Raw genomic sequence first — 24,651 nt, forward strand, 5'->3', positions numbered from 1 at the left:
ACTGTTTCTTATAGGCTACTGTTTCTTTTTATGCACGTTTCGGATTGCTTTTTTCTTCTGCTTCCCTTTCCCCTGTGCTTTCGCCTGAGACTTTCCCTGTGCCTGCTTTCTGAAGCCTTCCCCGGATCCTTGTTTTGGCTGTCTTGGACGGATCAGACAATGTCTGTCATATCCTACCAGATCCATACGTCCCGCCTTTTTCAGCGCCTCCATCACCAGATCGTAATTTTTTGGATTCCGGTACTGGATCAGTGCTCGCTGCATCGCTTTCTCATGCGGATTCACCGGCACATATACTTTTTCCATTGTTCTCGGATCCACCCCCGTATAGTACATGCAGGTTGAAATCGTCGAAGGTGTCGGGTAGAAATCCTGTACCTGCTCCGGCATATAGCCGAGATCTCTCAAATACTCTGCAAGCTCTACCGCCTCTTTCATCGTTGATCCCGGATGAGAGGACATCAGATATGGAACTAAAAACTGATTTTTCCCCAACTTCTGATTGATCTTCTTATATTTTTCAGTAAATGCCTCATATACCCGGTTCTCCGGTTTCCCCATCTTTTGAAGCACTGCATCCGAGATATGTTCCGGTGCCACCTTCAGCTGACCGCTGACGTGGTGCTCGCACAATTCTCTGAAAAACGTATCGTCTTTGTCTGCCATCAGATAATCAAACCGAATACCGGAACGGATAAATACTTTCTTCACATTTGGAAGTTCACGTAATTTTCTCAGCAATTTTAAGTAATCCTTATGATCCACTTTCAAATTTCGGCACGGTTTTGGGAAAAGACACTGCTTTTCTTTGCATACCCCGTACTGAAGCTGCTTTTCGCAGGACGGTGCACGGAAATTTGCTGTCGGTCCGCCGACATCATGAATATATCCTTTAAAATCCTTATCCCATATAAACTGATTTGCCTCCGCCAAAAGCGACTCATGACTTCTCGTCTGGATGATACGCCCCTGATGAAAAGTCAACGCACAGAAATTACATCCTCCAAAGCATCCCCGGTTGCTGATCAGACTGTATTTTACTTCTTCAATCGCCGGAACTCCTCCTGCGGCTTCATAGGACGGATGATAGGTCCGCACATACGGGAAGCTATACACTTTGTCCATCTCTGGCTGTGACAAAGGCTTCGCCGGAGGATTCTGCACGACATACAGATGATCCGAATAAGATTCCACAAGTCGTTTCCCTGAAAATGGATCTGTATTACAGTATTGTACATAAAAACTTCTTGCATAGTTTAATTTATCTTTTTTCAACTCTTCATAAGACGGAAGCGTAACAGCATCATAGACACTGCTCAGATCTTTCGCCTTGTACACCGTCCCATCGATAAAGGTGATATCCCCGACTGCGATTCCACTCTTTAGCGCATCTGCGATCTCAACGATCGATCGTTCTCCCATCCCATAGGAGATCAGATCTGCTCCCGAATCTAACAAGATGGAACGCTTCAGATGATTCGACCAGTAATCATAGTGTGCAAGCCGCCTCAAACTTGCCTCAATCCCCCCGATAATGACCGGTGTTTTTTTATAGACCTGCCGAATCAGATTTCCATAGACGATTGTCGCATAATCCGGACGTTTCCCCATGACTCCTCCTGGTGTAAAGGCATCGGTCTTTCTTCTTTTCTTAGATACAGAATAATGGTTGACCATCGAGTCCATATTTCCCCCGCTGATCAGAAATCCAAGTTTCGGTTCTCCATATTCCATAATGCTTGTATTATCTTTCCAGTCCGGCTGGGAAATGATTCCCACCCGGTATCCATTTGCCTCCAGAATCCGGCTGATGATTGCCGGGCCAAACGATGGATGATCCACATAGGCATCCCCGATCACATAAGCAAAATCTACTGCATCCCATCCTCGTTCTTCCATATCCTTTCTGCACACTGGCAAAAATCCTTGATTCATTCTTTCTACCTCTTTTGTTTTAATTGTGTAAGTTCCTGTTCTGTCAATTTCCGGTATTCGCCAGGAAGAAGTTTTTCATCCAGCACAAGGCTTCCCATCGACAGACGTTTTAAATAAGTCACTTTCTTTCCGACCGCCTCAAACATTCTTTTGACTTGATGAAACTTCCCTTCACGGATCGTAAGGGTAATCTCCGACTCCTCACCGGAAGATAAAATTGTAAGTACTGCCGGAAGAGTCACTCTCTTTTCACCAATATCGACCCCTTTCCCAAACAACTCCACATCTTCTTCTGTCACGGTTCCCTCTATTTTGGCATAATACTTCTTATCCACATGCTTTTTCGGTGACAAAAGATCATGCGCCAGTGCTCCATCGTTTGTAATGAGTAAAAGTCCTTCGGTATCCTTATCCAGCCTTCCTGCTGGAAATAAATCCTTTCTCCTTCGATCTTCGATAAGGTCTATCACTGTCTTATCTCTTGGATCCTCTGTTGCCGATACAACTCCTGCCGGTTTGTTCAGCATATAATATTCATATTGGTGATAAGAGACAATCGCTCCGCTACATACAACTACTTGCTTCTCACAATCTACTTTCTCTTCCGGTTTTTTTACAATCAGACCGTCCACAGTGACCAGTCCCTTCCGGATCATCTGTTTTACTTCACTTCTTGTCCCGACCTGCATATCAGCAAGATATTTATCTAATCTCAACATTATGACTGCCATCTCCATCCTGGAAGATATTTATTCTTCACTGTTCCGGCAGAGAGCTTTCCCCATCCCAGAGGATATTCATCGACACAGATCAGATACCATCCTTTTTCTTTCTGTGAGACAAGATCTTCCACATCCAATGTCTCTCCTTTTAAATACTTGACCACGCGCTCATCTTCTGCTGAAAGACAAAGGCAGTACCTGTATTCTTCCTTTTTCAAATTCATCGCAAACGCCTGGCTTGGCTCAAATCTGTTCTTCTTCAGTTCTCCGAGAAGCAGACCCGTGCGTAGGAATCGAATCCCTCTGACATCCGGCAGATCCTCCGGCATATAGTAGACGCACTCCCCGTGGATTTCCAAACGGCTTTTCTCTAAGTCCCAACTGACATTTTCAAAAAATGCTTCGAGTTCCTCCGGAATCTTTCTCACACCTGTCTTCGCAATTCTGTCTGCTTTTATCCTTCTTTGTCTTGTCTGCTCTTCGTTTTCTTCCTTTGGTTGTTCCCCTTTCTGCAACAGTGCCACATAGTGTCCTTCTCCATGAAGCTTATGCGGGAACATCCGCACAGTTCTGGACAAGTCTCCCCGTTTGCTTCTGGAAACTTCCGGAAGTCCCGGACAAAATCCTTCGTACGGTGCAATCTCACAAATTTGAAATTCCGGATACTGCTCTAACAAATATTCGATCGTCCCTTCGTTTTCTTCCGAATCAAATGTACAAGTGGAATACAGCATCATTCCACCCGGCTTTAACATCCTTGCTGCCTGTGTCACGATACTTCTCTGAATCTTTGCAAAAAATTCCGGTCCATGTTCTTCCCATGCCTTGACCATCTTTTTATCTTTTCGGAACATTCCTTCCCCGGAGCAAGGCGCATCAATCAAAATCTTATCAAAATACTCCTCAAAATATTCCTCTATTTTCCCAGGTTCCTCACTCAGCACAAGTACATTTCCAATTCCAAACAATTCAATATTCTTTAACAATCCCTTCGCCCTGGAATTGCTGATATCATTTGCAACAAGTACACCTGTCCCATCCAGCTTCGCTCCGAGCTCTGTCGCCTTTCCTCCTGGGGCCGCACACACATCGAATACTTTATCTCCCGGATTGATTGGAAGACGATTTGCCGGAGTCATCGCACTTGGCTCCTGAAGATAGTAGAGTCCTGCAAAATAATACGGATGCTTTGACGGCTGTACATGGTCTCCATCGTAGTAAAACCCATTCTCAATCCATGGAATCGGCTTCAGTTCAAACGGAGAAATTTTCAGAAACTCCTCCACACTGATCTTTCTCGTATTTACGCGAAGCCCGTACAAACGCGGCTCATCATAACATTTTATATATTCTTCATATTCTTCCTGAAGCAAAGCCTTCATTTTTTCTTCAAATTTAATTGGTAAATTCATTTTTTCCTCCAAATGGTATTATCTCAAAAAAATCACCCAATATATTGTATCATATTCCATTTTATTACACCACCCCAAACCTCAGAGAAAAGTATCCCGTTCCCGCGCAGAAAAATACACTTTTGATGCACTGGCAGTCTAATGTTAATATCGATATCTCAATTTTTTCTGCTCTGCATACTTCAAAATTGCATACGGGTTGATACTCATCTCAGTTCCATCCGGATAAATATAAATACCGAGGTGCAAATGAACCGGAAACATTCCTTTTGTCCCGGCTTCTCCATACCCAGTATCTCCCATAAATCCAAGAAGCTGCCCGGCTTTCACCTGATCGCCAACCTTCAAATTTGCATAGGAATCCAGGTGTGCATAATAAAAATACGCCCCCGCCTCAGTCCAGATTCCAATCCGGTTCCCGCCTTTTTCAAGCCATCCGATCTTTGCCACAGTTCCATCCGTTATACTGATGATTGGATACAGCCCTCTTACATTTTCCCCCGCCATCAGATCCGTCCCCTCATGTCCTCTTTTTCCTCCATAATTTCGCTCTTCCATCCATGAATCTGCAAAGGACACAAATTTTCTGCCAGGCTTTTCTGATTCCGGTATCGGAAAATACTTCACTGTATTCCAGATTGCGCGGCAGGTAGTTCTGTATGATTCATAGGAAGGGTTTCTCTTCCAGCGTTTTTCTCTCTCCTGAAATGTTTCACCGGAAATCTGCCACGGGAATGTTTCGTATCCGAATTTTGTCTCCAGCCAGTAGATTCCAAGGTCTCTGCCGGGGTCTTCTGCTTTCTGTATATAGGACTCCATTTCCTCCGTCACATACTGTCTCCGAAACGCTGCTGTCTGAACTGTATTCGCATGCAGTCTTTCAGATTTCCCCTCTTCATAGACTTCATGCAGCCCAATCTGACAGAAAAATGCTGCCAGAAACACAAACAAAATCCGTCTGATCCTTTCCCGTCCAAATACTCCCTGTCTCATACTATCTGCCGCCCTGCAGTTTTTCTTCACCACCATTCTATGAATCTTCCTGTGACTTTATCCGTCAGCCTTTCATTGCTTATGATATTTTTCGCATCCGGACCATACTTCCTATTTTCTAATCTCGAGGAGTATTGGACATAAAAAGCAATTTTCTCCCATATGAATAATTACAGAAAATCTATTTGGACATTCACAGGAGGTCATACTATGAAACGTAAAGCTGCAAGTTTTGGAATCATTCTTTTTTTCCTCATCATGCTCTTGTGCCCGCAGGAAGTATTTTTTGGAGCAAGCAAAGGACTTCTTCTCTGGTTTCAAACAGTTCTTCCAACACTGCTTCCATTTATGATTCTGTCCGGACTTTTGATTTCTACAAACAGTATCGTCTACCTGGACCGGATCTTCGGACCTTTTTTTCGAAGACTCTTCCGCACTTCTGAAAACGCTTCTTTTGCCATTATCGCAGGATTTCTCTGCGGTTATCCAATGGGCGCCAAAGTTACCGCAGACCTTCTCCGGCAAGATCGAATTTCTAAGACAGAAGGGCAATACTTGCTTTCTTTTTGCAATAATACCAGTCCGATGTTTATCATCAGCTACATCGTCTGGCAAAATTTTCAGGACAAATCCCTTCTTGTCCCGACTTTATTTCTTTTGTTTTTGACTCCGATCTTATCAAGTATTCTTTTCTATCCTTTTTACCATAAAAAGCAAAAGACGTCTTCGCCAGAAAAAAACAGTTCTGACAACACAAAAAAACAGGCACCCCACATTTGCATCAAATTTCAAATGTTGGATACCTGCATTATGAATAGTTTTGAAGCGATCACAAAGATTGGAGGTTATATCATGCTCTTCTCCATCCTAATCTCACTATTGTCCTCTGCCCCACTGCAGAAAATTCCGCTTCTGCACATAGCACTTCCGTTTCTAGAAATCACAAACGGGATTCCTATGTTATGCGCCGCTGACACTTCCTGCGCTGTACGCTTCGTTCTGACACTTTCTCTCACGGCATTTGGCGGTGCCTGCTCGATTGCACAGACAAACTGTATGTTAGAAGGAACCGGACTTTCCATATTTCCTTATTTCCTTCAAAAACTAATCACCGCAATTCTCTGTGGGATGCTGTCAGCTCTTTTCTTCCAACTCTTCGTCTAGCCTTAGTTCTGAGTTGCATTTCCGTCATACTCTGCTTCTTCCGGCTGAACAAGCTCCGCACGATTTGCACGTACAACGTCATAGCATTCTTTCAGTGAATTTACAAGTCCATCAAATTTAGATGTATAACTGTCCATTGTGTGTCCGACAATACTTTCAACACCTGCTAAAAGTTCGTCTGTATATTGTACAGCACCTAACCGGATATCATTTGCATCATTTGTAGCATTATCAAGAATCTGCTGCGCCTGCTCTGTCGCTGCCATCACAACTTCATTTGCCTGCGCATAAGCCTGCTGCATAATCTCATGCTCACTTACCAGCTCGTTTGTCTGTACATGCGCTTCCTCCAGCATACTGTCTGCTTTTGCCTGCGCATCTGCAAGAATCGCATCCTTATTAGAAATAATCTTCTGATAACGCTTGATCTCATCCGGTGTCTTCATGCGAAGTTCCCGAAGTAATTCATCAATGTGATCCTTATTTACGATAATCTTTGATGTAGATAATGGCTTAAACGGACATCCGTCAATATACTCCTCAATCTCTTCAATAATCTGCTCAATACGGCTGCTCATAGTTACACTCTCCTTTTGGTTTTCATCTTTTCTTCTATCTTATCTACGACCAGTTCTGGTACAAACTGTGTGATGTCGCCTCCAAATGCTGCCACTTCTTTTACAGTTGTCGAGCTAAGAAACGAATACTCCAGACTTGTGGTCAGAAACATCGTCTCTATCTCTGGTTCTAACTTGTGATTGGTCTGTGACATTTGCAACTCATATTCAAAATCTGTAATCGCGCGCAGTCCTCTTACAATTACCTTTGCACCGATCTGCTTTGCAAACTCTACCAACAATCCGTCAAAGGCCATCACCTTGACATTTGGCAGATCTTTTGTCACTTCTTCTAGTATTCTAACACGTTCTTCCACAGAAAACAACGGCGTTTTTGCTTTATTATTCAGCACACCGACAATTAATTCATCTGCGATCTGACCGGAGCGCCGGATCATATCCAGATGTCCAAATGTAACCGGATCAAAACTGCCCGGATAAATTGCTCTTAACATACTCTTTCGCTTCCTTCCAGCGCGAGGAACAAATGCAGATTGGTCTTATATTCTTTCTTTTTCAACACCGAAAATCCAAAAGATTCTACATAAGAAAAGTCCGTCGACTTAGATGCCTCTACGATGATCACACTGTCCTCATCAATCAGCTTCGATTCTGCAAGATACTCCAACACCTGCTTTTCCAACAGTTTATTATATGGCGGATCCATAAAAATATAGTCAAATGTTCCGCTTCCTTCCATGCGTCTGAGCGCAGTCATAACATCTGTCGCCATCGTCACCGCGCGTTCTTCCAATTTTGTTTTCTTCAGATTCTCTTTGATACACGCCATCGCTTTCGGATTCTGCTCCACAAATACAGCTTCCCCGGCTCCTCGGCTAAGTGCCTCAATCCCGATTCCTCCGCTTCCGGCAAACAGATCCAGAAATCTGCAATCATATAAGTAAGGAGAAATCATATTAAACAGCGTTTCCTTAATACGGTCCGTTGTCGGTCTTGTATCCAGACCATCCAATGTCTTTAATTGTAATCTTTTCGCGCTTCCTGCAATTACTCTCATAAGTTCTCCTTTCTCTCTTTCTCATTTTTACCGGCAAGCATCTGACTGCATTTTCAGAAAAACATACCGGTTCTCGTCTATTATATAAATTTGTTGTAATATTGTCAAATATAAAAAGAATGTGCCTTGGCACATTCTTTATACTTTATGGAACTCCTCTACATTGATCACAAAGATGGTGGCTCCTCCGGCTTCTACTGTGATTGGCACAAAAGAATAATTGCTCACAGGAGCACCGCTTCCCATATATGGAGCCTGCACTTCGATCTGCTGTCTCTTTGCGCATTCTTCTTTCACAATCTCAATTACTTCCGGAACTTTCTCATCCTCTGTACCGATCATCAATGTTGTATTTCCTCTCTTTAAAAATCCACCGGTACTGGAAAGCTTTGTGACACTGAATTTTTTCTCATTCAATTTCCTTGTCGCTCTTTCACTATCTTCATCATGTACGATCGCATATACTAACTTCATTTCAAAGCCCCCTTCACATGCTCTTGCTTTTCCGTTATTTTACCATTTTTTTATAAAATATGCAATCAAAGAATGAGAAAAAGCGCATAGGATTTTCCCATACGCTTTTCTCATTCTTCTACTTTTTGATCAACATTCCGGCTTATTTACCAGCCATCTGTTTCTCCTGCTGTTCAATCATTTTCTTTACCATATATCCACCAACAGATCCGTTCTGTCTGGATGTGAGGTCTCCGTTATATCCTTCTGTTAAAGGTACTCCAAGCTCGTTTGCTACCTCGTATTTGAATTTGTCTAATGCTTCTTTTGCTTCTGGTACTGCTGTTCTGTTTGATGAACGACTTGCCATGATTTTTTCCTCCTTTAAATAACTATCTTTTTGTTTTTGTAACAATTGTTTTTTGTTACATGGATAGTATATGGAGTTTTTCTGTTCTTACACTGGAAATTTTTTCTTTTTCGCAATACGACAATTTTGCGTTTCTTCTAAGCTTGTATTTTATCCTTTTACAGTGTATTCTCGATCGCACTTTTCTGCACAGAATGCTGGATATGTTCTTTTAGATTTCTGCACGCCTCTTCTTCAAGCCCTTTTCCATTTTTCAAAATCCAGTCTGCCGCCTCATTTGCTCTCTGGAGAATCTTCGCATCTTGAAAGACGTCTCCAAGCCGGAAATCCATCAGACCGCTCTGCCTGATCCCGAAGAGATCTCCCGGACCGCGGAGCTTTAAATCTTCATTCGCAATATAAAATCCATCGTTAGAACGATTCAAAATTTCCAGACGTTCTTTTGTCTCTTTCCCTTTCGAACCACTCATAAAGATACAGTAGGACTGATAGTTCCCTCTGCCGACACGTCCGCGCAGCTGGTGAAGCTGTGCAAGTCCAAACCGTTCTGCGTTTTCGATCATCATGACCGTAGCATTAGGAACATTGATCCCAACCTCGATCACAGTTGTTGACACAAGCACCTGCGATTCATTCTTTCCAAACCGCTCCATAATCTCATCCTTTTGCGACTGTTTCATTTTCCCGTGCAGAAAATCTACAATAATGTCCTCCCCCAATTCTCCCTGTAGCTTTTCCGCATAATCGATAACATTTTCCGCCTCCAGATGTTCACTCTCTTCCACCATCGGACAGATTACATAACACTGCCTTCCCTCCGCTACCTGGCGTCTGATAAACTGGTATGCCGTCTTTCGATAACTGGTATCAACAACACAGTTTTTAATCGGGAGCCTGTTCGCCGGAAGTTCATCGATCACCGACACATCCAGATCCCCGTACAAAATGATCGCCAATGTACGCGGAATCGGTGTCGCGCTCATAACAAGAATATGAGGCTGTTCCCCTTTTCCCGCAAACTGTTCTCTCTGTTTTACCCCAAATCGATGCTGTTCGTCAGTCACAACAAGTGCCAGATTCGCATAGGTTACTTTCTCTTGGATCAGCGCGTGTGTTCCGACAATGATCTGTGCCTGCCCCGATTCGATACGCCCGTATGCAAGCCGTTTTTCTTTTGCTGTCATCGAACCTGTCAGCAATTCTACTTTTAACGGAATCTCATATTGTTCAAACATCTCTGTGATAGAATCAAAATGCTGTCTTGCAAGCACCTCTGTCGGGGCCATCATCGCTCCCTGCCAGCCACAGAACGCCACACTCATCAAACTTAAGACTGCTATGATCGTCTTACCTGATCCGACGTCCCCTTGAATCAGACGCGCCATCGTATGTGTGCCTGCCATATCTTTTTGAAGCTGTTCCCATACTTTTTTCTGGGCATTCGTCAATTCATAAGGAAGCTTTTTCAAAAACACTTCTATCTCTTCTGACGGATGAACCGGAAACTGATTTCGACTTCGCTCTTTCTTTTCTTTCATTTGCCGCAGCGAAAGAATAAATACAAGGAACTCCTCAAAGACCAATCTCTCTCTCGCCTGATAAAATTCCTGCTTTTCTTTTGGAAAATGTATTCCTCTCACTGAAAAGTTATACTCTGCCAGATGGTATTTCATACGCACGGTTGCCGGAAGGATCTCTTTTTGCAGTTCTAGATAATCAAGAGCCTGTCGCACCGCTTTCATCACCGCATTATTGGTCAGTCCTGCCGTCAGGGGGTAAATTGGCTGAAGCGTATCTAATTTTTTTTCATAGCTATCCGCCGGAGAAAAAATCTCCGGATGTTCCATAACTCTAACTCCCTTTTTTGTCACAACCCTTCCGCGCAGAATCACAATCTGACCATTTTGCAATGTATTTCTCAGAAAAGGCATCCGGTACCAGACAATCTTTATTGTTCCCGTCATATCTTTTAGATATCCGCTTGTCACCTGAGCCCCCCGGCTGCTCACCTGAAGCGTCCCATAAATCATGCCTCTGACCGCCTGCACTTTCTGTTCCTGAATTTCCCCTATACTAACAGGTGGATCATAGACATCATACCCACGCGGAAAATACCGAATCAGATCTCCCACAGTAAAAACCCCTAGTTTCTGAAACAGCTTTTCTGTCTTCTCTCCAATTCCTTTTAATTCTCCGACTCCCGACTGCTCATTCATGAATTTCTTTTTTCTCCTTTTTTAGTAGATTTTTCACCGACCATTTTCTTAAAATACCTCGATAGAAAAAAGCCGTAAGACAAATCGATTGTTGCACTATCCCACCATTTCTGATTTTCCCTTGTGCAGCCCGATCTTATCCCACGGCAGCTTTCCCATATATGATTTTCTAATGGCAGAATTGCTCTGCTTCTCTCCTACTCAACAGATACTACATAATAGTAGATCGGCTGACCTCCAAAATGTGTATCTACATCCACGTCCGGATAAATCTCTTCCAGTTCTTCTGTGAATCTATCCGCCTCTTCCTCGGATACCTCTTCCCCATAGTACAGGCTGATTAATTCTGAGTCTTCTGTCACAAGATGTGCGAGCATCTCCTTTGTTGTCTCCTCCACAGAAGTTCCGACAGCAAGAATTCCACTGTCACCGATTCCCATGATATCTCCTTGATGAATTTCCTTGTCATCAATCTTTGTATCTCTGACCGCATAGGTTACCTGGCCTGATTTTACATTTTTTATTTCTTCCAACATAGTTTCTTCATTCCAGTCAGCATCATTTTCCGGGGAAAAATTGATAATTGCTGTAATGCCCTGAGGCACGGTCTTTGTCGGAATTACAATAATATCTTTATCTTCTGTCAGCTCTTTTGCCTGATTAGCGGCAAGAATGATATTCTTATTATTCGGAAGAATAAAGATATGTTTTGCATGAACCGCATCGATAGCTGTGAGCATGTCCTCTGTACTTGGGTTCATTGTCTGACCACCTTCAATAATGTAGTCTGCTCCAAGTTCACGGAAAATTTCGTTCATTCCTTCTCCGATAGAAACTGCGATAAATCCCATATCTTTCATAGGAACTTCTTTCTTCTCAGCAGCCTGCTGTGCTGCGAGTTTCTCTGCATCACGAATCAGCTTCTCTTGATGTTCCTCACGCATATTGTCAATCTTCATACGAGACAATTGTCCATAAGTGAGTGCTTTCTGAATTGCAAGACCCGGATCATTTGTGTGCACATGGATTTTCACAATCTCATCATCTGCAACACATACAATAGAATCTCCGATCGATTCCAGATAAGCTTTAAATTCCATCTCATCTGCCTCTGTAAAATGCTTTTCTGTCATGATGATAAATTCTGTGCAATAACCAAACTTAATATGTGCAGCTGTATCCTGGCTGACTCTTGTCACCGTAGCACCGCTTCCTGCGGAAATCGCGCTATAATCTACCTCTTTGCCAAGAAATGCATCATAAGCACCCTTTAAAACTTCTAAAAGTCCTTGTCCGCCGGAATCCACAACACCCGCTTCTTTTAAGACCGGGAGCATATCCGGTGTCTGAGAAAGTACATATTCGGCATGGGCGATCACTTGCGGGATAAACTCTTCCAAGTCATCTGTCTCTCCGACCAGTTCCATCGCTTTCTCTGCAATCCCTCTTGCAACAGTAAGAATCGTACCTTCCTTTGGTTTCATGACAGCCTTGTAAGCGGTCTCCTTCGCTTTTTCACATGCATTGGCAAGTACAACTACATCTACTTCATCATACTCCTTGATCCCCTTTGTGAAACCACGGAACAGCTGAGAGAGAATAACACCGGAATTTCCTCTTGCACCTCTGAGGGAACCAGATGAAATTGCCTTTGCAAGTGTCTCCATCTCCACTTTCTCCAACGCAGATACTTCTTTGGCTGCTGACATGATAGTCAGAGACATATTGGTACCCGTATCTCCATCTGGAACCGGAAATACATTCAGTTCGTTGATAAATTCTTTCTTTGCTTCTATGTTCGCAGCTCCTGCCAGAAACATCTTTCTGAGCATCTCTGCATTCATTGTCTTCATTGCCACAATGAGTTCCTCCTTAACTAATCAATAACTCTTACGCCTTCTACGAAGATATTGATCTTCTCCACCGGCATACCAGAAAATTCTTCTACTTTATATTTGACGTTACTGATCAGATTATCAGATACCGCCGAAATACTAACCCCATATACAACGATCACATGAAAGTTTAAAGTAATCTTGTTCTCATCTGAGATGGATACCTGAATCCCGTGTGTCAGGCTTTCTTTCTTTAGTAATTTTACAAGTCCGTCCTTCATGCTGACTGCTGCCATTCCGACAATCCCGAAGCACTCCACAGCAACCGAACCTGCATATTTTGCAATTACCTCCGAATCAATAGTAATGATTCCAAGTTCTGTACTCATACAACCTTTCATATCTATTCCCTCCAATTCTTCTGGATTTTTTCGCTTCGCATGCATTTAACATATGTATTATACTCTGTTTTGCTTCACTTTACAAGAATTCCTACTAAAGTTTTTCCTTTTTGAATTTTATGCTTGCAAAATCCAACACTTTCTGATAGAATAAACAGTGTTATGAGTCTAAAGAAGACTATTAAGATCGTTAGGAGGTGCAATTATGGCTAAATGTGCTATTTGTGAAAAGGGTGCTCACTTCGGAAATAACGTAAGTCACTCTAATAGAAAAACACCAAAAATGTGGAAATCAAATGTAAAATCAGTAAGAGTTAAAACAGAAGGCGGTTCTAAAAAAATGTATGTTTGTACTTCTTGCTTAAAATCTGGCAAAGTTGAACGTGCTTAATCAGCCTTAAAAAAGAGCCTGTATCTTATCGTTTTGATAAATGATAAGATACAGGCTCTTTTTCCGTTCGAAAGCCAATTTCACGAAAAGAAAAAACAGAGGAGAACTTCTCCCTGTTTTCCTATCAGCAGCTAAACAGCAAATATCCTGCCAGAATACAGATCAGTATCAGCATCACTGTCCAGAAAGTATTTTCAAGGAACATTGTAATCAACATCCCGATCGCCACAAAAAACAGCGCAAATCCTGCAACACGTTTCATCTATGTCCCCCGTTTCAAACACTTTCTTTACTTCCAGTTTATGCAGGCTTTCTGTTCTTATGCCTGTCCGTTCTTATCTGCTTCCGCTTCACTCAGCATTTCATTTACTTCTTTTTCTGTCACTGTCTTCTCGCCCTTGGAGCTAAAGCGGTCAATAACCTCTGGAACCATATCAAGAATTTTTGTGATAGTATCCTGATTTTTAATGTTCACAAGTCTTGTTGTACCATTCTGAATAACAAGAACTGCACTCGGTGACATCTTTCCACCAAGACCTCCTCCCGCTCTGTCTTTCTGTTCACCTGCAAAAGCTCCTGCTCCAACACCAAAGGAAACCTCCACCAGAGGCAGGATGATCGTGTCTCCAATATGAATCGCCTCACCTACCACTGTCTTCGAAGAAAGGACACTGTCCATTCCATGAAAAAGAGCTTCTACTGTTCCATTAAATTTGTTCTCTGCCATCACATTTTCCTCCTACCATTTTAATTTTTTGATATCTATGATGATTTTTCTTACATCTCGGTCTTTGATCAATCTCCACAGAATGGCTAGTATCCGGAAATTATGGATTTTGCCCTCTATATGGACAGAACCCTCTAATACTTTATTCTCAAAATCCGGTACAATAACTGTATTCTCCCCCAAAAACGGGAACAGCATACCAAGCACTGCCAGCGCCTGTCCGGTCATATACGGATCTTCCAGACCAATTTTTCCTACAATCTTAACATCTTTCGGAGAGACATGTCCAAGAAACCTTCGCACTTCCCGCTTCAGACTGCAAAATGCCCTGCGATGAGAAGCATCTGTGAGAAAGCTTTCGATTTGTTCCTTTTTTCCTCGAAGATTTCTTCCTATTGCAAGAATCTTTCTCCAAAAACTTTTGCAGCTTTCTATCCACTCAGAAATTTTCTCTTTCATACGGTCCCAAAGAGGCTTTTTCTTTCTGCCGCCTGCTTTTCGCCGATCAGCTGTGAAACTTTCCTTTTCTTCCTCTTCTTTGTCTATCCCAGATTCCGTTTTCTGCTGACGACACTCTCTTTTCTCCGCCTGCTCTTGCACGTTATTTTCAGGCAGAGAACGATTTGTTTTCTCCGGCGGCAGACTCTCTTTCTGCTCCTTTAAAAATTTCTGTTCCTCTTTTTCTTTCTGAAGATCATTTTCTTCTTTTTCTTCTGGAACTTCGATTTTTTCTTCCGACTTTCCTTCTTTTTCTTCCGAGAACAGATATTTCCAACCGATTCTGATTTTCATATCCGCTTTCCCTTTTTTCCAGCAGGCAGTCAAAAAAAATAATTTCCACATCCAAGAAAGTTCAAACTCTGCTTCCAGTGTCTCTATATCATTTTGACAGGATGCATCTGCACGGTACCGAATGGGAACAAATAGTCCCAAATTAATGAGTAACAATACTAAGAGCAAGAAAACCGCCAGTACAATCCCTATCCATTTTAAAATCAGCAACAAAATATGCAGCATAACTTTACCTGTCAGATCCTTTCCTGAATATATTTTTTCATCTCAAGTGTCTTTGTGGCCTCATGCACTTCCTCTGCGATTTTTCTCACAAGCTCATATGCTTCCCATTCACTTGCCGCAATTCCAACGATCCATGGATCCTTCTCAAAATAGAGCGGTTGAAGAAGCATTGCTGCATGATAAATTTCCAGCTGTTCCCCTTCTTTTTGGGAAAGCACAATCACATATGCTTGAAGTTGTGGCCTTTTATACTTTATTTTCCGTAAAATTGATTTTTCTTTTCCTTTGATAGATTCCCCGACATAGAGCTTCCTATAAATATTCATCTGTCCGCCTTCTTTATCTCTTTTCATCTTTTTTCCAAAATGCACTGCCCTTATTCATAATAATACGCATTCATAATAGCTTTTGCAACCGGAATCGCCCTTCCACCGGTCTGCATCTCATTTCCTTCTACGATCACACTGACAACAAGTTCCGGATCCTCCACATTTGTAAACCCGACAAACCAGGAATGACTCTGACCGTCGGAACCATATTCTGCAGTCCCTGTCTTCCCGGCAACACTGTAACTTTCTCCAGAAAGCTCCATTCCGGTTCCCTGTGTCACAACCGATGTCATATACTGTGTCAGAATGGATGCCTCTTCCGCCGTCATCAATTCCTTATAAACGGAAGGTTTGTTCTTTTTCACCGGTGTTCCGGTATAATTCGTCACTTCACTCACAAGATAAGGCTTCATCAGTTTTCCGCCATTTGCCACCGCCGATGTGATCAGTGCCATATGATATGGACTGACCTGTGTATCTCCCTGTCCCATGGCAGTCATCATCACTTCCGCGCTTGTCGATGTTTCCTCTAAAGAAAAATCACTCTTCCGGTAATCCAACACCGATGGCAACTTAGAATTAAAGAGCAGCTGTTTACATGTCTTTGCATAGGATTTTCTGTCAAGACTCAATCCAATATTTGCAAATGAGGAGTTACATGAATTGGCAAAAGAAGTATTCAGATCCTGAAATCCATGTGCGATATGATTAAAACACGGGATCGTAGTACCATCATAAGTAATTTCCCCATAGCAATCATATGTATATGCACCATAGGCCGGCTGCTCCCGGATATATTCCAGCGCTGTTACTATCTTGAAGATTGAACCCGGAGCATAAGCTCCCTGCATGGCACGGTTTAAAAGAGGACTCTGCTCATTGTCCGCGTTTAAATATTCCCAGTTGTCTTCAACACTATTCGGATCAAAGGACGGCTTGGAAACCATCGCCAATATTTTCCCGGTATCCGCCTCCATGACAACAACTGCACCTTTTTCATCTCCCAATGCATTGTATGCTGTTGTCTGCAGTTTTGCATCCAGTGTTGTTACAACACTGTCCCCGGTATTTTTTTTCGCCTGAAATTCTTTGATAATCCGCTCTACAAAAAAAGCATTGGAAGTCAGAAGATCAAAATTTTCTGCAGATTCCAGTCCGCTCTTTCCGTTGACATCATAACCGACTACATGGGCAAATACTTCGCCATACGGATAGGTACGCATCTCACTTCCATCTTCTGCCACTTCCGTCTTTGCCAGTACCTCTCCATTTCGGTCAAGGATCGAACCTCTCACAACACGGTCAGAAAATGTATCCTGTCTTGTATTATACGGACTATTAATAATTTTTTCACTCTTCACCACATTAAAATATACAATATATCCCATCAGAACAAGAAACAATGTAACAAACAAGTAGGTCACTCTAGCGAATTCTTTGTTTGTAGCTTTCTTCTTTTTTTGTCTTTCTTTTTCTCGTTTCCTTTTGGAACGCTTCCCGTCTTCTCTCATCTCGTAATTGTCTTGCTTTCTTTCTCTCAATAATCTCTTCCTCATCTTCTCTTAAAATATACAGTCCCTGAATAATCGCAAACATGATCAGTGTACTTAAGATAGAACTTCCTCCGTAACTGACAAGTGGAAGTGTCACCCCGGTAGATGGGATAAATTTTGTCACACCGCCGATCGTTAGAAATACCTGAAAGATATAGCAGGTACCAAGCCCTAACGCTACAAGCTTATAGAATCGGTTTCTCAGCTGCATGGCGATATTCAAAAACATAATATAGCAACTTACACAAACAAGGATCAAGCATAGTCCGAAAATCAACCCCAGTTCCTCCACAATCGCAGAAAAAATAAAATCTTCTGCTGCTACCGGTATACTCTCCGGAGATCCCTGACAAAGTCCCATACCTAACCACCCTCCGGTTCCAATTGCAAACAGCGACTGCGCCACCTGAAAACCTCCGGTTTCATAAGTTGCAAACGGATCTTTCCAGACAGATACACGAACCTTGATGTGTCGGAACAAATGATAAGCGATCACTGCCGCGCCACTTCCTGCCAGCATTCCTCCGGCCAGATAAAGTGGCTGCTTTGTCGCCACATAAAGCATGATCAGGTACACAACAAACAAAATCAGAGCAGCTCCCAGATCTGTCGATGCCACAAGAATCAGCACGTGTGCCGCGGCAATTGCCGTCGTGATCACTACATTTTTAAAGTCTGTCGATTTCCGAAGACTCGCCGCCACAAAAAATACAAACGAAATCTTTACAAACTCCGACGGCTGGATACTGATCCCTGCAACAGAAAACCCAAGTTTTGCCCCGCCGGATGTCACCGCAAATATCGCAACAAGTGCAAGTGCCGCAAGACCTACGCCTGCATAAATATAAGTCCATTCCGCCAACGACTTCATCTTTCGTATGACAACCGGAACGATCAGACTTATTATCATCGAGATTCCAACAAAAATAAACTGTTTGATTGCCTTCTCTGTATTCAAGCGCAAAATCATAATAAAACCGATTGATAAAAGCATACACATGTTGTTGATTACGACTCTTGATACGTTCGGATAAAGAATCGTATACAGTGCGATCACCGCAAGAAATAAAATCACCTGCGCCAAATAGAAAAATATAATCTCTGTCTTTCCGGTCTTCAGATACATGACCCCATATGCGATCAACTGAATGGAAAACATCAGCTTATTCTGTCTTAATAGAATCTGCTGCCTGTCCTCCTCGTATTCATAACGAAATACAGAAAAACAAGAATACGTATATACTGTCATCAGAACAATCAACAGATATTTTGAAAATTCAACTATAATATTTACCAATGTTTCACCTACTTTATACCCCTTTTAAAATGTCCTCTTGTAAATTCAAACGGAAGTTCTCCAATTTCTGCTTTGTTCAGAAATACTTCCTGATAAAGCGCAAGCATCTGCCTTGTCCTTTGCTCATCTTCCAAAGTAAATGCAAGTCTAAGTGCTGCCGGGGCCAGCCTTTCAATCTCCCTCTTTTGGTCGATCAATACAACCGGCGCAGTGTTATAAATGATATTGTAACACTCTTCACAACAGTTTTTTACCTGGAATGACTTCTGACAGCGGTCTTTCATAGTAAGAAATCCCGTCTGATGTGCACAGCCCGCCGTTGTCTTCTGCACGCACTGGGCAGATACCATCATCGGCAGATATCCATAAATCAACAGCTCCATCCCTTCGCATCCCAGCTCCGAGAGTTCATGGCAATTCAATTCCAACGGTGCCGAAAGTTCTGACACATATTTTTTCCAAAATTCCTTCGCATAGTGATTAAACTGATAGATATGGTGATCTGCCACAATTGTCTTCTCATAAGAATGCTCTCGTAAAAACTGAACGGATTCCATATTTCGAACAAGCACACCGTCAAACTGCTCCTCAAGCTGCCTATAATTTTTCTCATAGCGCTTTCTTGTCCTATCTCTGAAAATATGAGGCATTGCAAGAAATACTGTTTTCCCTTTTTCGTGCAAAAAGCTAATAGCCTCATTCATCTTGGCAGATTGTAAGATTCCCGGAAACATATTACAGTCAATATATACCCTGGAAATCCATGAAGCCTCGGCAATCGGCTCCAACTGGCATCCCTGTTCCGCATATGCATACATCTCTGCTGTTGCTGCTTCTGGTTGCAAATGCAGACTTCTTCCAGTATCCAGTATCTTTGCTTCTCTTCCCCTTTTTTCTTTCTCCACTTCTTCTGAACCGCTTCTTCTATACTGTGACACAATCTTTGCTTCCAAAGCCTCCAGCCCTTTTCTTCGCAGCTCATTTAACTGCTGCATTGGAAGAAAGACATCTTCTTTCACACAAACCTGAATCTCTTCAAATTGAAATGGCGTATTTCCTGTCTTTTTCATCTGCTTTTCAATCCGCGCAACATCCAACGGAGAATTCTGCGGGATTTCTGCCACAGCTCCTTCGACTTCCACAGCAATCTGTTTCCACTGTAATTGTAGTATAGCAGATTTTCCCGGAGAAAGAATTAAATTCCCCTTAATTTTTTCCTGCACTTTTTCTCTAAAAATGTCGTTTTTTATCTGTGAGAGCAATTTTTCATTCCGCGTACGATACAATGACATCCCGTCACTGATTCTCTGATGCTTATGTGTCACAAAGGAAATTTTCTGTCCTTCTGCCACCGCCTGTCCAACTGTATACGTCTCTTTTTTGTCTGGCATCTCCAGAACATCTCCTTTTTCCAATGGACGAAGTGCTTTGGCAGTCACTTGTTTTCCTTGCTGTTTTAACACTTTCACAGCTTCCACACCCGCATGATTCGGTCTGGACAGCGAGATCATTTCTCTTCCATTTCTCGTGTGATAATATCCCCCGTGAAACCCTCCGCGGTTATAAATATCCATCAGCATCTCTTTATCCTTGCGAGATACAGCAAACCCTTTCTTTCCCTGTGTCAGATAAAGATCCGCATATTTGCGGTACATCGCAGTAACAGCCGCCACATATTCTGGTTTTTTCATTCTTCCTTCAATTTTAAAAGAATAAATTCCCGCCTCACACAACTCCGGAATGTAATCAAGCGTACAGATATCTTTAAGGCTCAGAACATAAGACTCTTTCCCACTTTTGCCAACCTTATAAGGCAGACGGCAAGGCTGGGCACACTGCCCCCTGTTCCCGCTCCTTCCTCCGATCATACTGCTGTACAGACACTGCCCTGAATAGCAATAGCAGAGCGCTCCATGTACGAAACTTTCCACTTCCAGATTTGTCTGTTCCGTAATCGCCCTCACTTCCTCAAGCTGGAGTTCCCTGGAAGTGACAACCCGCTCCACCCCCTGCTCCTCGAGGAATTTTGCTCCAAGCACATTTGTCACAGTCATCTGCGTGCTTGCATGAATAGGCAAATTCGGAAAATGCTGCCGCAGAAATGACAGCACACCCAAATCCTGTACGATCACTGCATCCAGCCCCTGCCTGTAATACGGCTCAATATACTGATACAGTTCATTTTCAATTTCTTTTTCTTTTAAAAGCGTATTCACAGTCATATAAATCTTTCGGTCGTGCAGGTGGACAAAATCAATCGCCTCCAACATCTGCTCCTCTGAAAAATTATTTGCGAATGCCCGCGCACCAAATTTATTTCCTCCGACATAGACCGCATCTGCTCCTGCTAAAACAGCTGCCTCCAAACTTTCATAGGATCCTGCCGGTGCCAATATTTCTATTCTTTTCATTTTTCTATCCTTTAAAAAAGGCTGTCAGATGACAGCCTATTTGTTTCTTGTGTTCATTTCAGTTTCCAGTTTAACAATCTTCATCTGCAAGGCTCTATTCTCTTCCTTCAGATCTTCCATCACTTTCTGTAGATTCTCAAGCTTGATCTGCTCCGTGATCAGCTCATGCTTCAGATCGTACATCTCTTTGTTCTTCTTTTCAATATCTTCTTCAAATGTATTGCCCAGCTGCTTCGCCTTAAAGTAATCGTCCGCAATGTTCAACGACAGAAGGATGCTTCTAAGTTCTGCGCTTTGTCTGCGATAGTTCTCGCTGCTGGTACATTCTGCAATTTTATGATTCAAATAAGTGGATACTTTCTGAAGATATTCTTCACTCTCAAATCCGCCGAGTGTGAAAACTTTTCCACCTATCAAAACTTCTGTATAATTCTTTCCCGAAGCCATGGAAAACCTCCTTATGCTTTACAATCTTCTTCTCCATTATAAACCATATTTCCAGAAAAACAACTATTTTTACTGATTTTTATAGGAAATTCCCAAATGTGCATATGCCTTGTCCGTGACAATCCTTCCTCTTGGTGTTCTCTGGATGAATCCATTTTTTAAAAGGTATGGCTCGCAGACATCCTCGATAGTACCCGAATCCTCACCGATCGATGCCGCAAGTGTTTCCAGTCCAACCGGTCCTCCCTGAAACTTCTCGATCATTGCAAGCAAAAGATTCCGATCCACATGATCAAGCCCATAACGATCCACATCCAAAAGATCCAGCGCATAATTTGCCACTTCTTCCGTAATCCGTCCATCGTACTTGACCTGCGCGAAATCTCTCACCCGCTTTAACAGACGATTCGCCAGACGCGGGGTGCCCCTGGAACGCTTTGCAAGCTCTAATGCACCTTTTGCATCAATCTCCACGCCAAGTACATCCGCTGAGCGCATGATGATCGTCCGCAACTCTTCTTCTGTGTAAAATTCCAATCTTTGTACAACTCCAAAACGATCCCGCAACGGCGCCGTAAGCATCCCTGCCCGCGTTGTCGCTCCAACCAATGTAAAATGAGGAAGATCTAGGCGGATGGAACGTGCCCCCGCCCCTTTTCCGATCATAATGTCGATCACATAATCTTCCATCGCCGGGTAGAGTACCTCCTCTACCTGTCTGTTCAGACGATGGATCTCATCCACAAACAAAACATCTCCTTCTTGGAGATTATTTAAAATTGCTGCCATCTCCCCGGGTTTTTCAATCGCCGGACCAGACGTGATCTTTACATTGACTTCCATCTCATTTGCAATGATTCCGGCAAGAGTCGTCTTCCCAAGTCCCGGAGGACCATAGAACAACACATGATCCAGAGATTCTCCTCTTGCCTTTGCAGCCTCAATATAAATCTTCAGCGTCTCTTTCGCCTTCTCCTGCCCAATATAATCTTTTAGGAGAGTCGGTCTTAAATGACTTTCAATCTTTACATCTTCTTCCAGATTCTCTGTTGTAATAATTCTCTTTGCCATATCTGTCCTTGTCCTTTAAAATACCATAAATTTTAACGATTGTTTCAATAGTTCTTCTACAGTCATCGTCTCTGTCATCGGAACTTTCTTGACCGCCTTCAGGCTTTCTGCACTGCCATAGCCAAGTGCCACAAGCGCCTGCACCGCTTCCGACTGCATATCCGCTCCTCCTGATGGGACTGACATCACTTCCTCTTCTTTTGTCAATACATCATCAATGTTCAGCTTGTCTTTTAGTTCGATGATCAGCTTCTCAGCCGTCTTCTTTCCGATTCCCGGAGCCGCTGAGATTGCTTTAACATCCCCCGCCAGCACCGCAAATCGCAAGTCATCCGGTGTCATCTTCGATAAAATATTCAAGCCTCCTTTCGGCCCAATTCCATTCACTCCGATCAAAAGCCGAAAAACTTTTAAATCATCTTTTGTCAGAAACCCAAACAACTGCATGGCATCCTCACGCACGTTCAGATAAGTATGGATCTTTACTTCACTCCCTATCGGAGGCAACATCGTCATTGCCTGCCCCGGCATGAAGATCCCATATCCAATCCCCTGCACTTCTACTACGACCTGTTCTTCACCGACCGCAGCCAGTTCTCCTTTAATATATGAAATCATCTCGTCTGTCCTTTCTGTAAATATCGCTGTAATCTCTGTACGAGTAGCCCGATCACTGCTCCGGTGAGTATTCCGGCTGTCAACAGCACCGGCATATAATAGGAAATACTCAAACTTTCCACCACCAGCATCGCAACAAGAAGCTGTCCGATATTATGAAACACTCCACCGGCAATACTGACACCTATCACACTGAAGCTTCCTCTCTTCTTCAAAAGATGCATAATTAAAATACTAAAACAACTTCCGGCAATACTATAAAAAATAGCAAACAGATTCCCAAACAGAAAGCCTGTCAAAATATTTCGAAGAATCGCCAACACAAAGGCCTCCTTCGTCCCGGCATAGTAAAGCGCTGTCACTGTGACAATATTTGCCAGTCCAAGCTTGATGCCCGGGATTCCGAAAGAAATCGGAATCAAAGTTTCCACATAACTAAAAATCAATGACAACGCCAGAAACATCCCAAAATAAGCTGATTGTCTGCCCCAGTCCTTCCGATGCTTCTGATTTCTATCCTGCAACTGCATCATTTTCCTTACTTCCTTCATCCGCTCTGTCTACAATCTCCAAAATCACCTTGTTCGGAAGACAGATAATACTCTCACGATTCTTTGAAATCTTCGGATGTGCAGCACAAATCTGATCCGGACAATCTGCCCAGATCATCTCCACTTGCCCATCCTGAATTTTTACCCGGTTATGTTCTCCAATTGCAATCTCCGCATCTTCCTCCAGACTGACTTCCCGAAAAACTTCTCCGTCTACTTTTATTCTCAAATATTTTTCTGCATCCTTTCCTCTTCTTTCCGTGAAACAATTCCCCACCAGAAAGAAAAGTGCAGCGATCAAAACAGTTCCTGCCAGGATCCAGTCATTCTTTTTCATCCTATCACGATTCCTCTCTGATTTTTTCTGTCCATTCATTTCGGTACTACTCATTCTATCACAACCAATGATCGGATGCAACCACATGTTCGATTTCATGTGAATTGTATCAGCCTGCAATATCGTATTCTCATGCGAAACGTGTTTTCTACTGCACAGGATTCCATAGATGTTCCCTATATAAAAAATCTCCCAGACATAGATTTCAAAAATTCGTCTATGTCTGAGAGATCTGACGCTAATTAATAATAAAGTGCATTTGACATTGCAATTCCGAACACAACAAAGAATAATGTATAAAGTACAATGACAACTGCCATCACGATCAACATCGCGCGGCTATAATTTTTCCGGTTGATATTTGTATTGGCACCAAATGCCCAAATAAAATAGAGAACAATTCCTACGCAAGGAACTAATCCTGCCAGAATAGTAAGCAACCACTCACCCATAGATAATGGTGCATCTAATGGTTTCTTTCCGGAATTCCCACTATAATTCTGATTATAATTCTGCTGGTATCCTTGATTATAGTTCATATTATAATTCTGATTATAGTTCTGCTGATATGCTCCATTGTTCTCGCCAGAACCATTCTGAGAACCATCACTATAATATCCATAGTTCATCGTCTGCTGATAAGAATTGTCTGCTGCCTCTGCATTCTGATCCTGCTCTGGCATATTACTGAATTTTTCATCCATACTAAAATCCTCCTCGTTCTCTCTTTCAAATCATTTTGAACATACGCTATATCCTTCTAATC

At 42.6% G+C, this 24,651-nt stretch carries 27 protein-coding genes; 2 read left to right on the top strand and 25 right to left on the bottom strand.

The window, feature by feature from the left end; all coding sequences use genetic code 11:
- Positions 1–15: 15 nt before the first annotated feature.
- The 4 genes from ACGG81_RS08180 to ACGG81_RS08195 form a co-directional block, all read right to left on the bottom strand.
- Positions 16–1,935 (bottom strand): YgiQ family radical SAM protein, encoded by a 1,920-nt coding sequence (locus ACGG81_RS08180; RefSeq protein WP_390107776.1) that lies wholly within the window; start codon positions 1,933–1,935, stop codon positions 16–18.
- A 5-nt stretch (positions 1,936–1,940) separates the two neighbouring features.
- Positions 1,941–2,666, bottom strand: a complete 726-nt coding sequence (locus ACGG81_RS08185) for a pseudouridine synthase (RefSeq protein ID WP_390107779.1) — start codon at positions 2,664–2,666, stop codon at positions 1,941–1,943.
- Positions 2,654–4,069, bottom strand: a complete 1,416-nt coding sequence (locus ACGG81_RS08190) for an RsmF rRNA methyltransferase first C-terminal domain-containing protein (protein WP_390107782.1) — start codon at positions 4,067–4,069, stop codon at positions 2,654–2,656. Before ACGG81_RS08190 ends, ACGG81_RS08185 begins: the two co-directional genes overlap by 13 nt.
- A 144-nt stretch (positions 4,070–4,213) precedes the next feature.
- Positions 4,214–5,098, bottom strand: a complete 885-nt coding sequence (locus ACGG81_RS08195; protein ID WP_390107785.1) for a M23 family metallopeptidase — start codon at positions 5,096–5,098, stop codon at positions 4,214–4,216.
- Positions 5,099–5,272: 174 nt separating this feature from the next.
- On the opposite strand from ACGG81_RS08195, the gene ACGG81_RS08200 reads away from it, so the two are divergent.
- Positions 5,273–6,226: a nucleoside recognition domain-containing protein gene (locus ACGG81_RS08200; protein WP_270196058.1), complete on the top strand. Its 954-nt coding sequence runs from the start codon at positions 5,273–5,275 to the stop codon at positions 6,224–6,226.
- A gap of 2 nt (positions 6,227–6,228) precedes the next feature.
- Here the strand turns inward: ACGG81_RS08200 and ACGG81_RS08205 are convergent, their stop codons facing one another.
- The 8 genes from ACGG81_RS08205 to ACGG81_RS08240 form a co-directional block, all read right to left on the bottom strand.
- Entirely contained in the window at positions 6,229–6,804 is a 576-nt protein-coding gene (locus ACGG81_RS08205) for a hypothetical protein (protein WP_008975315.1), read from the bottom strand.
- Positions 6,805–6,806: 2 nt separating this feature from the next.
- Positions 6,807–7,298, bottom strand: coding sequence for a pantetheine-phosphate adenylyltransferase (coaD, locus tag ACGG81_RS08210; protein WP_008975314.1), 492 nt, complete (start codon positions 7,296–7,298; stop codon positions 6,807–6,809).
- Positions 7,292–7,861, bottom strand: a complete 570-nt coding sequence (gene rsmD / locus ACGG81_RS08215) for a 16S rRNA (guanine(966)-N(2))-methyltransferase RsmD (RefSeq protein ID WP_016438552.1) — start codon at positions 7,859–7,861, stop codon at positions 7,292–7,294. The genes coaD and rsmD overlap by 7 nt, the downstream gene beginning before the upstream one ends.
- A 138-nt stretch (positions 7,862–7,999) precedes the next feature.
- Positions 8,000–8,335, bottom strand: coding sequence for a cyclic-di-AMP receptor (locus ACGG81_RS08220; protein WP_008975312.1), 336 nt, complete (start codon positions 8,333–8,335; stop codon positions 8,000–8,002).
- Positions 8,336–8,477: 142 nt separating this feature from the next.
- Positions 8,478–8,684 carry an alpha/beta-type small acid-soluble spore protein gene (locus ACGG81_RS08225; protein WP_009262038.1) on the bottom strand — a complete coding sequence of 69 codons (207 nt, stop codon included), beginning with the start codon at positions 8,682–8,684 and terminating at the stop codon, positions 8,478–8,480.
- Between the two features lie 158 nt (positions 8,685–8,842).
- Entirely contained in the window at positions 8,843–10,900 is a 2,058-nt protein-coding gene (recG, locus tag ACGG81_RS08230; protein WP_270196057.1) for an ATP-dependent DNA helicase RecG, read from the bottom strand.
- A 197-nt stretch (positions 10,901–11,097) separates the two neighbouring features.
- The gene (locus ACGG81_RS08235) at positions 11,098–12,759 is read right to left on the bottom strand and encodes a DAK2 domain-containing protein (protein ID WP_008975308.1); all 1,662 of its coding nucleotides are present in this window, start codon (positions 12,757–12,759) and stop codon (positions 11,098–11,100) included.
- A gap of 17 nt (positions 12,760–12,776) precedes the next feature.
- Entirely contained in the window at positions 12,777–13,136 is a 360-nt protein-coding gene (locus tag ACGG81_RS08240; RefSeq protein WP_009262041.1) for an Asp23/Gls24 family envelope stress response protein, read from the bottom strand.
- Positions 13,137–13,341: 205 nt separating this feature from the next.
- Between ACGG81_RS08240 and rpmB the strand changes: the two genes are divergently transcribed.
- A complete protein-coding gene (gene rpmB, locus ACGG81_RS08245; RefSeq protein ID WP_008975306.1) occupies positions 13,342–13,527 on the top strand; it encodes a 50S ribosomal protein L28 in 186 nt (61 codons plus the stop codon).
- 124 nt (positions 13,528–13,651) lie between these two features.
- Here the strand turns inward: rpmB and ACGG81_RS08250 are convergent, their stop codons facing one another.
- From ACGG81_RS08250 to ACGG81_RS08310, 13 genes are all read right to left on the bottom strand, one after another.
- Entirely contained in the window at positions 13,652–13,789 is a 138-nt protein-coding gene (locus tag ACGG81_RS08250; protein ID WP_008975305.1) for a hypothetical protein, read from the bottom strand.
- Positions 13,790–13,846: 57 nt separating this feature from the next.
- Positions 13,847–14,254 carry a GerW family sporulation protein gene (locus ACGG81_RS08255; protein WP_008975304.1) on the bottom strand — a complete coding sequence of 136 codons (408 nt, stop codon included), beginning with the start codon at positions 14,252–14,254 and terminating at the stop codon, positions 13,847–13,849.
- A gap of 12 nt (positions 14,255–14,266) precedes the next feature.
- Entirely contained in the window at positions 14,267–15,271 is a 1,005-nt protein-coding gene (locus ACGG81_RS08260) for a DUF2953 domain-containing protein (protein ID WP_390107794.1), read from the bottom strand.
- A gap of 11 nt (positions 15,272–15,282) precedes the next feature.
- Complete coding sequence (locus ACGG81_RS08265; protein WP_390107797.1) at positions 15,283–15,624, bottom strand: hypothetical protein; 342 nt, start codon at positions 15,622–15,624, stop codon at positions 15,283–15,285.
- Positions 15,625–15,647: 23 nt separating this feature from the next.
- On the bottom strand, positions 15,648–16,988 hold the full coding sequence (locus ACGG81_RS08270; protein ID WP_051122649.1) for a peptidoglycan D,D-transpeptidase FtsI family protein: 1,341 nt from the start codon (positions 16,986–16,988) through the stop codon (positions 15,648–15,650).
- A gap of 37 nt (positions 16,989–17,025) precedes the next feature.
- Positions 17,026–18,450 (bottom strand): FtsW/RodA/SpoVE family cell cycle protein, encoded by a 1,425-nt coding sequence (locus ACGG81_RS08275; protein WP_390107800.1) that lies wholly within the window; start codon positions 18,448–18,450, stop codon positions 17,026–17,028.
- A gap of 8 nt (positions 18,451–18,458) precedes the next feature.
- The gene (locus tag ACGG81_RS08280; protein WP_116442308.1) at positions 18,459–20,861 is read right to left on the bottom strand and encodes a U32 family peptidase; all 2,403 of its coding nucleotides are present in this window, start codon (positions 20,859–20,861) and stop codon (positions 18,459–18,461) included.
- A 36-nt stretch (positions 20,862–20,897) separates the two neighbouring features.
- Positions 20,898–21,308, bottom strand: coding sequence for a cell division protein ZapA (locus ACGG81_RS08285; protein ID WP_008975296.1), 411 nt, complete (start codon positions 21,306–21,308; stop codon positions 20,898–20,900).
- A 69-nt stretch (positions 21,309–21,377) separates the two neighbouring features.
- On the bottom strand, positions 21,378–22,379 hold the full coding sequence (ruvB, locus tag ACGG81_RS08290; RefSeq protein WP_009262047.1) for a Holliday junction branch migration DNA helicase RuvB: 1,002 nt from the start codon (positions 22,377–22,379) through the stop codon (positions 21,378–21,380).
- Between the two features lie 15 nt (positions 22,380–22,394).
- Positions 22,395–22,997 (bottom strand): Holliday junction branch migration protein RuvA, encoded by a 603-nt coding sequence (ruvA, locus tag ACGG81_RS08295; protein ID WP_008975294.1) that lies wholly within the window; start codon positions 22,995–22,997, stop codon positions 22,395–22,397.
- Positions 22,994–23,530, bottom strand: coding sequence for a Gx transporter family protein (locus tag ACGG81_RS08300; RefSeq protein WP_016438544.1), 537 nt, complete (start codon positions 23,528–23,530; stop codon positions 22,994–22,996). Before ACGG81_RS08300 ends, ruvA begins: the two co-directional genes overlap by 4 nt.
- The gene (locus ACGG81_RS08305; protein ID WP_390107805.1) at positions 23,511–23,939 is read right to left on the bottom strand and encodes a NusG domain II-containing protein; all 429 of its coding nucleotides are present in this window, start codon (positions 23,937–23,939) and stop codon (positions 23,511–23,513) included. Before ACGG81_RS08305 ends, ACGG81_RS08300 begins: the two co-directional genes overlap by 20 nt.
- Before the next feature lie 188 nt (positions 23,940–24,127).
- The gene (locus tag ACGG81_RS08310; RefSeq protein ID WP_008975291.1) at positions 24,128–24,589 is read right to left on the bottom strand and encodes a hypothetical protein; all 462 of its coding nucleotides are present in this window, start codon (positions 24,587–24,589) and stop codon (positions 24,128–24,130) included.
- Positions 24,590–24,651: the final 62 nt, after the last annotated feature.

Origin of the sequence: Faecalimonas umbilicata (assembly GCF_042846195.1) — a bacterium.
Classification (GTDB): Bacteria; Bacillota; Clostridia; order Lachnospirales; family Lachnospiraceae; genus Faecalimonas; species Faecalimonas umbilicata.